The 12,431-nt window shown below is 39.3% G+C and carries 7 protein-coding genes; 6 read left to right on the top strand and 1 reads right to left on the bottom strand.

Features of this window, described 5'->3' with window-relative positions; translation table 11 throughout:
* The first annotated feature begins 22 nt into the window (after window positions 1-22).
* Window positions 23-4,999, top strand: a complete 4,977-nt coding sequence (locus tag RIC88_RS12295) for an Ig-like domain-containing protein (RefSeq protein WP_350217830.1) — start codon at window positions 23-25, stop codon at window positions 4,997-4,999.
* Window positions 5,000-5,056: 57 nt separating this feature from the next.
* Here the strand turns inward: RIC88_RS12295 and RIC88_RS12290 are convergent, their stop codons facing one another.
* Window positions 5,057-7,114, bottom strand: a complete 2,058-nt coding sequence (locus RIC88_RS12290) for a helix-turn-helix domain-containing protein (protein WP_350217829.1) — start codon at window positions 7,112-7,114, stop codon at window positions 5,057-5,059.
* Window positions 7,115-7,318: 204 nt separating this feature from the next.
* Between RIC88_RS12290 and RIC88_RS12285 the strand changes: the two genes are divergently transcribed.
* From RIC88_RS12285 to RIC88_RS12265, 5 genes are all read left to right on the top strand, one after another.
* The gene (locus tag RIC88_RS12285; RefSeq protein WP_350217828.1) at window positions 7,319-7,897 is read left to right on the top strand and encodes an ankyrin repeat domain-containing protein; all 579 of its coding nucleotides are present in this window, start codon (window positions 7,319-7,321) and stop codon (window positions 7,895-7,897) included.
* Window positions 7,897-8,985 (top strand): acyltransferase family protein, encoded by a 1,089-nt coding sequence (locus RIC88_RS12280; protein WP_350217827.1) that lies wholly within the window; start codon window positions 7,897-7,899, stop codon window positions 8,983-8,985. Before RIC88_RS12285 ends, RIC88_RS12280 begins: the two co-directional genes overlap by 1 nt.
* A 78-nt stretch (window positions 8,986-9,063) precedes the next feature.
* Entirely contained in the window at window positions 9,064-10,083 is a 1,020-nt protein-coding gene (locus RIC88_RS12275; RefSeq protein ID WP_350217826.1) for a metallophosphoesterase, read from the top strand.
* Between the two features lie 138 nt (window positions 10,084-10,221).
* On the top strand, window positions 10,222-11,325 hold the full coding sequence (locus RIC88_RS12270) for a Fic family protein (RefSeq protein ID WP_350217825.1): 1,104 nt from the start codon (window positions 10,222-10,224) through the stop codon (window positions 11,323-11,325).
* Between the two features lie 526 nt (window positions 11,326-11,851).
* Entirely contained in the window at window positions 11,852-12,409 is a 558-nt protein-coding gene (locus RIC88_RS12265; RefSeq protein WP_350217824.1) for a hypothetical protein, read from the top strand.
* Window positions 12,410-12,431: the final 22 nt, after the last annotated feature.

The raw sequence follows: 12,431 nt of genomic DNA, 5'->3' as shown, positions 1-12,431 counted from the left end.
GAAATCAAAAATCGCAATTGCCATGAAAAAATTCAACTTATTTAAAGTCGTTTTACTAGTGTGTCTTTCTTTATCAACCTATAAGACTCTGGCACAAGACACTACTCCGCCTCAAATCGTATCGGTTACTCCTGTGGATGATGCAACACAGATCCCTACAGATCAGTGGACCTTCACCATTGAATTTGATGAGCCTGTGATGTTTATAGATCATCCCGCAGCTGTGATTCAACTTCGAGATGCAGAAAGCTACGGAATAGCTGACGCCTTAGCCAATACACCAGCACTCACTATTGATGAAAATATTGTATCCGTGGACTTCAACCATGATGGTGAGCTGGATGAAATTTCATTAGATGAAAATGCAGAATATCATTTGTATATAACCCAGGTTACGTTTAGTGACCTGGCCGAAAATGCATTCGAGGGTATATTGGATGCCGAAGGATGGAACTTTTTTACAATAGATACACAAGTCCCGGAAGTTCAATACATCTACCCCAGTGTGGGTGCTACGGGTGTACCGATTAATGAAGAAATTGGAATAGAGTTCACAGAAGATATACAAAAAGGAACAGGTAATGTGGAGCTCTATAACCAATCAGGCCTTATTGAAAGTCTTTCCATTACTGATGAAGCAATCTTCATTTCTAATAGTGGTGACTATTTAGGAATAAACTTTAACAGTACATTGTTGCCTGAAACAACTTATTATATCCTGATCTCATCAGGAGCAGTTACAGATATTTATGGCAACCAATTCGCAGGATTCAACACTTCTGCAGATTGGTCATTTACCACAATGGACAATGAATTCGATCCTCCAATAATCGATTATTTGTATCCGGAACACAATACAACTGATGTGTTGTTGGAAGATATTGAGGAGAATGGACTGTCATTTGGTTTCGATGAGCCCATCCTTCCCGGAACAGGTAACATTGAAATAAGGGATGTTTCTGATGGCTCATTGATACGGAGTATCTCAATCGATGATGAAACTATAGAGGTAGAGGAATATGACGTATACATCTATCCCATCAATGACATCCCTTACAATAGTGAAGTAACTGTTATCATTTGCTCTACCTGCTTTACAGATATCCTCGGAAATCCCTTTCCTGGTATAAGTTCAGGAGAATGGAGCTTTACTACAGAAGTTGGTCCGCTGGCAATTGAAACAGTTTCTCCTGATTTCAACTCGAGTAATGGACATGTATTATACCTGGAGGCTTCATTTAATCAAGGCTTTACCATAGATGGGTTACCGTCTGATAGAGTATTGGAGATTTACCGCTATTCTGACGATCAGTTCTTATCCTTTGCTAATGTTGAAGACGTGACAATTGATGGGAATAATATGGAGGTCAGACTTGCTGTTGATGTTCCTACAGGCTCAGAAGTATATGTATCGATTGTCGATAATAGGATCAAAGATTTAAGTGATAATTATATCACTCCCATTGGTAAAGACTTCTGGAAGTTCACCGCAAATTGGGATTTTGTTGAAAGGCTTGGTTTTGTTCCTGAAAATTTCTCAACCAAAAATCCAATTGATGGCGAAATCAAGATTGTTTATGCCGAAGATGTGAAGAGAGGATTTGATGGTAATTATACATTAAGAAAATATACCGGAAGTGAGATTATTGCATCATTTGACTTTGAAAGTGAACTTGTAAGCATCGAGGGTAATGAAGTGACTTTTGAGGTGAATCACCTACTTGAATATAATACAAGGTATTTCATCACAATGCTGGGATATCCTATCAGATCCCTAAATGAGATACCCGCTGATCGATTCAACAATAATTCAACCTTCGTTTTTACAATCGAACCAGATCCGGAACTTTTCGCTCAACCTGTTTCTTTTTCACCTGCTCATCAGTCAAGTGGCGTGGCAATTGATTCTGATATTATCATCGAGTTTACACATCCAGTCACAACAGGAAATGCCTATTTACTTTTTTATGATCGCTTGAGCGGATCGTTCATACAATCTGTGCATGCAAATACCAATGGCGTGGTTGAAGGTAATTTTGCCACCATCAGCCTGGATAGTGATTTACCTCATAATACGGAAGTAGCTGTAAGAGTGAACGAATTTGCATTTATTTCTGAAAATCATGGAGTTATTGAAATCGCAGACAATGACACATGGTATTTCACCACAGAGGCTGCTCCGGACGAAACACCTCCAGCTATTGTAACTATATCTCCACCAGATAATTCAACAAGCGTTTCTGTGAGCTCAGATTTAGTCATCACATTCGATGAGCCGATTTTCTTTGGAGAAGGTCCAACTTCAGCCCAGTTAAGAAAAACAGGGGGTGCATTCGTGCAGGATTTTTTCAACAACGATAACCAGTTTGTAGAAATCGAGGGAAACACACTTACCTTATTTCCATTTGAAGATTTAGAAAACAACCAGGAGTACTATATCACAATTGGGCAAGGGTTTGTAGAGGATGAAGCGGGCAATGAATCTGTAGCTTTAAGTTCCACTACAGCATGGAACTTCACTACAGCACTTCCGGAAGATACTGACCCTCCCGTTGTAGTTTCTCTAAATCCATTGGATAACGCTACAGGGGTTGCTTTAAATGCTGATCTAACAATCACATTTGATGAGTCCATTCAGGGGGTTTATACAGGTAGTGCCTTCGTTCGGGTAAAGAAAGTATCCACCGATGCACAAATCCTGGGTGGTAGACCTTCTCACGAGACAGATCAATTTACAATTGATGGTAACACTATGACCATCCACCTTGCTGAGTACACCAATGCTGCTCCTGAATATGAAACTGAGTACTACGTTTCTATTCCCTTTAATTCACTGGAAGATGCCAGCGGAAATTCGTTTGCAGGATTTGAAGACAATATGACCTGGAGCTTTACCACAGAAACAGCTCCTGATGATACTCCTCCATCAATTATCTCCATAACACCTGCTGATAATAGCATTGACGTAGATCCTGGCACTAATTTGACCATTGAATTTGATGAGGATGTATTCTTGGGGAATAGTTCCTTTCTTGTGAAGTACTATGATACCAATATCAATCAATTTGTTATCAATTATGCTTCGGAAGACGTGTCTGTTTCAGGGAATACAATTACCATAAACCCACCCGGAGCTTTGCAGGGAGAAACCCACTATTGGATTCAGATCAATGCGAATACGATCACTGATACCGCAGGGAATGGATTTCCAGGTATAGTTATGGCAAATCGAGATGATTGGGATTTCACTACGGCAGGGAAGCTTGATCAATCGATCACATTTGAAACACCTGATGACAAAACATTCGGTGATCAACCATTTACCTTGACTGCTTCAGCTTCTTCCGGACTTCCTGTCACTTTCAGTGTGGTCAGCGGATCCATTTCAATTGATGGTGATGAAGTGACAATAATTGGGGCCGGTAGTGCCTCAATCCGGGCAGATCAGGAAGGAAATGAAGAATACAATAGCGCTAATGGGCAGATCAGGTCATTCGATATTGCAAAAGCCGATCAAACAATCACTGTTGAGAAAATAAATAACAAACTAACTACAGATGATCCTTTCGAGGTGATAGCAAGCGTCAATACCGAATTAGAATTAACCTATGAAGTGTCCGGACCGGCTAGTATTTCAGGGTCAACCATCACCCTAGATGGAGAGCCTGGTACAGTAGAAGTCACAATAACTCAGTTAGGAAATGAAAACTATAATGTTGCATCAGCGTCCATTACTTTTCAGGTAAATGATCCGACAAAGATTGATCAATCAATCTCATTTGATGAAATATCAGATAAAATATTTGGTGATCCTACATTCGAACTCAGTGCCAGCGCTTCATCAGGACTTGATGTTATTTTCGAAATAATTAGTGGGCCGGCTTCATTGTCAGAAAACTCTACGGTTACTATCACTGGCGCAGGTGAAGTAGTTGTTTCCGCCAATCAGCCTGGCGATGAGAGCTATAATCCGGCTCCTGAAGTGATCAGGTCATTCGATATTGCCAAAGCCGATCAAACAATTACCATTGAATCCATTGCAGACAAGCTAATCACTGATGATCCCTTTGATGTAGTTGCATCTGTTGATTCAGGGCTTGAATTGTCTTACGAGGTGGACGGTCCAGCCTCTATCTCAGGTGCTACTATTACTTTGGACGGCTCAGCAGGAACTGTTATTATCACCGTTCGCCAAAATGGAAATGAAAACTATAATTCAGGAAGTGAAATGGTCGGCTTTGAAGTAAGTGAACAGTCCAAAACCGATCAATCCATATCATTTGATCAAATATCAGATAAAACATATGGAGATGATTCATTTACCATTTCAGCAAGTGCAACCTCTTCCCTACCTGTTGAATTTAATGTTGTTTCTGGCCCTGTTTTGCTAAACGGGAATGAAGTAACAATCAATGGAGCCGGAACGGCTGTCATTGCTGCAAATCAAACAGGTAATGATGAATTCAATGCTGCAACTGAAGTAACTCAATCGTTTAATATTGCCAAAGCAGATCAGATAATAACAATTGAATCCATAGATGATAAACTGGTCTCTGATGATCCATTCGAAATATCAGCATCTGTTGATTCTAATCTTGAGTTAACATATGAGGTAGATGGGCCCGCTGAGATTTCCGGCACTACCATTATTTTGGATGGGGCTTTAGGGACTGTTATTGTGTCCGTTAGCCAGGCAGGAAATGAGAACTACAATGCCACTTCTGAAAGCATCACTTTTGAGGTGATTGAAGAGCAAGTACTGGCTGTAAAGTCACCCGAAGCAATTAAAATTTATCCAAATCCCGTCATTCACTACCTCACTATTGACTGTGATCAATTGATTGAAGTAAGTGTTTTTGATCTCGAAGGAAGAAAAGTGAAGACAAAACTAATGATCGACCAAAAAATCGACCTTTCTTCTCTAAGTAATGGCATTTATATACTTGAGCTAAGAAATGACACAGAAATAAGAAAAATAAAAATTGTAAAGGCAAACTAAGGCAGCATTAGCTATGGCTGATTGCGATGAGGGCGGCTCCAGGAGTCGTCCTTTTTTTTAAATCACCCCCTCTTCTTCCAGCATTTCTCGAATATCTCTGTGCTGAGCCCAGAAATTCTCATTAATCTGCTTTAAGGTTTTATCAAAGTCAGAGTGTTTTGAAAGTCTCAAAATCATTGGATCTTTTTCTAAAAACAATACGATCCAATATTGAAAATCTTTCTGTTTGGTAAATGCTTTCAGGTATTTCATCCCTTTTTCCACATCTCCTTTTGCGGCATAATAGGCACACATATTCAGGTCACGATAAATGGAATCGTCACTTTCAGCAAATGCTAAAAAAGCTTTGTAATACTCTCCAGCTACCCCTTTCTCCCCTATTCTATCCAACACAAAAGCAATTTTTACGTCTTCTGAATGGTATATGTCCAAACCCCACATTTCCTTTAATGAGATGAACTTTCTATAATACTTCCAGGCCTCTTTATAATCCTCCATGGTATAGCACACTTTGGCTACTTCCTGAATGATATCCAGTCGTGTGGTGTCTTTGTTAAGAGTTGCCAATAGTTCATTTTTTGCTCTCTCCATGTTGAAATTTTGAGCAAGCCTGATGTAGATATACAAATACTCGGCAAAGAGGTTCTCGGGATTATAATCCAACGACGCTTGAACATACTTCTCAGCATCATTGATAAAACCTGTTTGAGCTAACGCGTTGCTTAAGTGCAAATAAGTAAAACTTGCCGTTGAGGAGTCTTGATCAGAAACAGCTGCTCTTATTCCTTGAATTGCATGCACTAAATACTTTTCAGTATTAGGGATATAGTTGGCGTAAATATCTGAGAGATAGTTGTGAACCCTTGCTGAACTCGGTGAATATTCAAGTGTCTTTTCAAAATAGTCAGCAGCTAGCTCATATTGCTGATCCTGCATATAAAACAACGCTTTGGCCAACAAACTCTCAGGCAGTTCTTCATCGAACAAAAGCGCTTTATCGGCGTACGTGTTTATCGCTTGCCCAAACTGTTTATCAGCCAGATAAATATCCAGGTAGTAATAACAAATGGCGATGTATGCATACGGGTGAGCAAACTTGCTGTCTTCTTTGATTGCCCGTTGGAAGTAGTCTATTGCTTCGTATAGCGGCTCGTTTGATTCCGCTTCATTTAACAAATCTGAGCCTTTTAAAAAGAAGTCATACGCAACCAGATTTTCTGTGGGAATTTTCTCAATCCGTCTTTGCTCATCCGGGGTAATGATGGCCTCAATTTTTTGAGCAATGTTTTTCGCCACCTCCATCTGCAACTTGAAAATATCCTTTGCCTCCCGCTCATACTGCTGTGACCAAACATGTCGGTCATTCTTTGCATCGATCAATTGTATGGTCAGCAGAATTTGGTCCCCCACTTTCTGCCCACTTCCTTCTACAAAATAGCTTACACGCAATTCCCTGGCCAGCTCAGGAATGGTCTTATTCACTCCCCGATACTTCTCTACGGTGGTTCTACTGGTAACATCCAAATCTTCAATTTTCTGAAGGTTGTCCAGAATCGTTTCCATCAAACCATTGATGATATAGACATTCGAGGAGTCATCACTATCGTTTTTAAAAGGCAGGACAGCAATCGACTTATCAAGCTCAATAGGCTTGCCAATATTTCTTGAAATGAGTAAGGCTGAGACAATCACGATTATAGCCCCGGCTATAATTAAAACTTTCGCCTTAAGTCCATTGCTAGTCGGAATATCATCTTCTTCACCAATTTCAGGTTGTGGTCTCCTCCTCTCCTCTCCGGGTGGGTAACCAAAGGCTTCCCGAAAGCATTTAGTGAAATAAGACGTACTACTGAATCCAACTTTGTAAGACACTTCAGAGATAGTGAATGAATCTCCCTTCAGCATCTCTCTGGCATGATACAAGCGAACTTGCCTGATATACACACTAACTGAAAACCCGGTTATACTTTTAATTTTTCGAAGCAAATTGGATCTGCTCATATTCAGCTGCTCAGCTAAATCAGGCACTTCAAAATGTTCATCTGATAGATTTTCCTCAATAATTGCAATGACCTTTTGCAAGAATTCATTTTTAGGATGAAGAAAATCGGTCATAATAAGTAGCAGATTGTGCACGCAATGATCGTCAAATTAATACCGTCCAGCAACGAAAAAACGAGCATTTGCATCATAGTTTATAGTCATGAAGCATAATCAACAGAGATAATTCATATTTGACAAAAGTCGAAACATAGGTCATAACAACAGCTATTAACCTCAGCAGACCTTTGTCTCATCAAAATTTAAAAACAAAACACTATGAAATCCTTACACAAAAAATCTATCATGTACAGCTATTCAGCTCTTCTTTTAGCAGCCTTACTATCGTTTGCATCATGTGATTCAAATGGTCAAGCAAGCACGGAGAATGAAAAAGCTCCAAAGATGAATATTCATGAAGCTGCCTTTATGGGAAATTTAGATGCACTGAAAGCACACATTACCGCTAAATCAGATTTGAATCAAAAAGATGCATATGGTTCGGCTCCATTGACGATTGCTGCAATCTTTAATAAGCCTAAAATTGCTGAGTTGCTCATTAAGGCTGGTGCTGATCTCAATGTGAAAAGTGGTGACGGCTCCACCCCATTGCATTCGGCCGCTTTCTTCTGCAGAACAGAAATTGCAAAAATGCTGCTGGACAATGGGGCAGATGTGACCATCAGAAACAACTACGGGTCAACAGCTCTGGAGTCAATTTCTGGTGCTTTTAAGGATGCGAAACCTTTCTATGATCAAATCAGCAAAGATTTGGGTCCTCTAGGATTAAAGCTTGATTACAAGCAGATTGAGGAAACACGACCGGTTATTGCTGAAATGATAAAAGCACGCAAGTAATGGTATCCCAAAGAAGATTTGATATTGACTGGTTGAGAGTAATTGCGATTGGGTTGTTATTGATTTATCACATCGCAATTGCCTTTCAACCCTGGGGCGTGTTTATTGGATTCATCCAAACTGATGAACCTCTGGAAGCCATATGGATTCCCATGTCCATGTTGAATGTCTGGCGAATTCCACTTCTGTTTTTTGTGTCCGGCATGGGTGTTTGGTTTGCCATTCGGCGTAGAAACTGGAAGCAACTTTTACTGGAAAGGTCTAAACGTATTTTACTCCCATTCCTATTTGGGATGGCGGTAATAGTTCCTGCACATGTTTTCATTTGGCAGAAATATTATCATCAGGATTTTCAATACGTTCTCAATCCGGCACACCTTTGGTTTCTTGGGAATATTTTCATCTACGTGGTTGTGCTCACCCCTCTTTTCTTTTATTTAAAAAGAAATGAAGGTGGTGTTATCCATCAATTCCTGAAAAAGATCATTGGTGGCCCATTTGGACTTCTAATCATCATGATCCCCTTTGTACTGGAAGCTGAGATTCTGAAACCGGAAAACTTTGAAGTATATGCCATGACTGCTCATGGTTTCTGGCTTGGGCTTATAGCATTTCTAAGCGGGTTCTGTTGCGTTTTCGTTGGGGATTCCTTTTGGGAAAAGATGCAGCATCAGCGGTGGATTCTTCTTTTAAATGCTACAGCCTTCTATTCCATCAGGTTGTTTTTCTTCGATTTGGCGGCACCAAACTATCTTATTGCTGTTGAATCATGTCTTTGGGTTTTTACGGTCTTTGGATTTGGTTATAAGCATTTAAACAGGCCAAGTCAAAAACTCTCATATTTAAGCCAAGCAGCTTATCCAATCTATATCATTCACATGTTTTTCCTCTACCTGGGTTCCATGCTGCTATTTGAGCTGGATATTTCAGTCATTAGCAAGTTCCTTTTGTTAAACATTTTCACGTTTGCAGGATGCTTTGTGACATATGAATTTCTGATTCGAAGAATTGGTACTCTGAGGCCTTTATTTGGGTTAAAGACTGAATCTAAGAAAAAGGTTTTATTGAAAGTTGATCCCGTACTATGAGGCTTAAATAAATAGATCCGGTGCTACTGTTTTCAAGATAGTATATTTGATCAGTCGCTAAATCAAACAGATTAAAGAATGATCAGATCGTCTTTTATTATCGTATTCTTCAGTTTCATTTTGTCAAAGGCAATTGGTCAGGAAGCACTCAATGACGGCCCCTACATCTTCATTGAAGACCAACAGCTGGTAGAAAAAAGTGTAGTTGAAGGGGTTGCAGTCCGGAAGGAACTGACAGATGCGTATGACACCATCTTCCGGGTACAGCCCTCCATCTTTACTGGAGTCGATAAAATTGCTGCCCTCAGCGATATCCATGGTCAATATGATTTAGCAGTAGAAATTCTTCGAAACAATCAAATCATAGATGCTGAGTTAAACTGGAGTTTTGGAGACGGTCACCTGGTCATTGTGGGGGATATTTTTGATCGGGGAGATAAAGTCACAGTAGCACTTTGGCTGATCTATGAGCTGGAACAGCAAGCACGGGCAGTTGATGGTAGAGTTCATTACTTACTCGGCAACCATGAATACATGGTGCTCCACAAAGACCTGAGGTATCTGCACGAAAAGTATCCGCTTGTTTCCGAATTACTTGAAACAGAATATGATGAATTATATGGAAGTAATACCGTACTTGGGAGATGGTTGCGTTCCAAACATACCATTCTCAAAATCAACGAGCACCTGTTTGTGCACGGCGGAATTTCGCAGGATTTTATCACGAGTGCCGGTGTAGATATCGAAGCGATCAATGAAACGATGAGAAAGTCTATCGACAGAAGCAAAGACGAAATGAAATCAACGGATTTCTACAGTACCTATTATGGTAGCACCGGACCAATCTGGTATCGTGGATACTTCTATGATCCCATATCTGAGATTACAGTAGATAGTATTTTAACTCAGGTAAAATCAGAACACATTATAGTCGGACATTGCTCCAATGATGAAGTGGTGATTCGTTATAATAACAAGGTTTTTGGTGTAGACTCCAGTATCAAAAAAGGAGAATATGGGGAGATATTGTTTTTGCTAGGTGAAGAATACTATCGGGGAACCAAGAGTGGGGAAAGGGTGGAATTGAACCGGGAATGAGTTAGAATCAAATGGTTAAATGAAAAAACAATATGTAAAACATTATTCTTAAATAAGACCATTCGTTGAGCCGATTAATATTGCTATTTGGCTCAAAATAATATTATATTTGAGCCGATTAATTAATCTATTCGGCTCATGGCATACAATTGGCAGCTCCCAGACTGGCCTCACTTCAAATACAATATTGAAGAAATTGAGGATCAACTACTTGAATTTACGAAAAGAACTGCCAGAATGAGTGGTATCCTGGACACACTCCCGGAAGAAGCTAAAATTGAAACACTCCTTGAGATTATTGTACTGGAAGCCATCAAAACCTCAGAAATTGAAGGTGAATATATCAGCAGAAAAGACGTGATGTCTTCGGTCAAAAGAAATATGGGTATTGTACCCCAGGAAGAGACAAAAGATCAAAGAGCTGAAGGAATAGCTGGGTTAATGACTCAGGTGCGTGAATTTTATCAAAAGTCGCTATCCGAGCCAATGCTATTTGAATGGCATAAGACCTTAATGACGAGATCCGGTGATATTCAGACAGGAAAGTGGAGAACCCACCAAGAACCAATGCAAGTAGTTTCAGGTGCATTAGGAAAAGAAAAGGTGCATTTTGAAGCTCCTCCTTCGTCAAATGTCCCTGATGAAATGGGTAGCTTTATACAATGGTTTAACAATACTGCCCCCGGAGGAATGCAAGAGATCAAAAGCCCCCCTGTTAGATCAGCGCTAGCACACATTTATTTTGAAAGCATACACCCCTTTGAGGATGGGAACGGACGTATCGGCCGGGCTATTTCTGAAAAAGCACTTTCCCAGGGTGCAGGCTATCCAGTGCTTCTTAGCTTATCAGAATCGATTGAGTCAAATAAAAAATTATACTATTCGCAACTACAAAAAGCTCAATCAACGAATGAGATAACCAATTGGATAAAATACTTCGTTGATATAATTATTGAATCTCTAACTAGAGCTGAAGAACTGGTAAACTTCACATTAAAAAAAGCCAGGCTGTTTGATAAGCATAAGGTTGATTTTAACGACCGACAAATAAAAGTGATTCAAAGAATGCTCGAGGAAGGACCGGGAGGATTTGAAGGAGGAATGAATGCCAGAAAGTATATGGGTATTGTAAAAACCTCAAAAGCTACTGCCACAAGAGACCTTCAAAATCTTGTTGAAATTGGAGTTTTACACCCTGTAGGAGGCGGCCGAAGTACTAGATATAATTTAAAACTAGATTGAAACATGAATTATTAGCAATTTGGCTCCTGTTTTGATGATGTAGATTTGAATCGATCCATTTCCTAATTGATTTTTTTTAGTAGAGGACGGGCTTCCTTCGTCAGGATAAACTTCTCGTCCATATTTAGACACAAAAAAACCCTCAAAACTTCAGTTTTGAGGGTTTGTAGTAGCGGGGACAGGACTTTGTTAGGATCTGAATATCAGAATCTTATAATTTTTTAATAAAAAATATAGAATAAAATGAAGTCTGAAAAACAACAAATCGAAGTATTGGATCAAGTCAAGATGTTGCGAGAATTTAAAGATAAATCATTCTTCGCAGACGCTATTATTAGTTTGCAAAGGTCATTATTACATGCAATGCATGATCAAACGATCCCTGAAGAAAAAGCACTAGACATATCATACTTCCTTGAATTATTGTATTCTGTTTTACATTCAGTTTTCGAGTCAAAGGAACTGTAACAAAACTTAGAGAGATAAAAGAGTTAAGTTATATTTATGGATTCTTGTTAGTTTCCATATGAAAGTTACATTAATTCAAACCTTAGAAGACAGGGACAACCCAGACATAATCGAATCAAACGGCCCATTTGAATGCAGACATCACGGAGCATGGCTTGGTCCAGGATACTATTTTTGGGATACCCACTTAGAATTGGGGCATTGGTGGGGTGAATTTGGTTATAAAAACAACTACGTCATATGCTCGGCTATAGCAGATTTAAATGAAGAAAACTGCTTTGATCTTCATGGAAATGGTGATCACAGAAAAGAACTCACTGAAATTTCAGAACTAATCAAGCAAAAAGGCCTTAAAAAAGATCCTTTAGTTTCCGAGGTAATTGAATATTTAAAAAAACTTAGAATATGGAGTTATTCAGCCATCAGAGCTTTAGGCACTTTGAGTATTGTACATAATATGGAAACACGTGGAGAATATTGGGATTTACTCTACTTCACCACTGGAGGCAAACAGTTTCTTGATCTTTACCCTCCAGTTCAAGTATGTATAATAAAGAAGAATCCTGTTGGGTTTAAAAATTATAAGATTATATTTCCGGAACATTATTTAGAATAATCCCGTTATCTTAGCATTCTCG

The sequence above is a fragment of the Ekhidna sp. genome, from assembly GCF_040220215.1.
In the GTDB taxonomy this organism is placed as follows: domain Bacteria; phylum Bacteroidota; class Bacteroidia; order Cytophagales; family Cyclobacteriaceae; genus Ekhidna.
The sequence above is the reverse complement of the archived record's forward strand: the minus strand, read 5'-3'. Positions and strand labels throughout refer to the sequence as shown.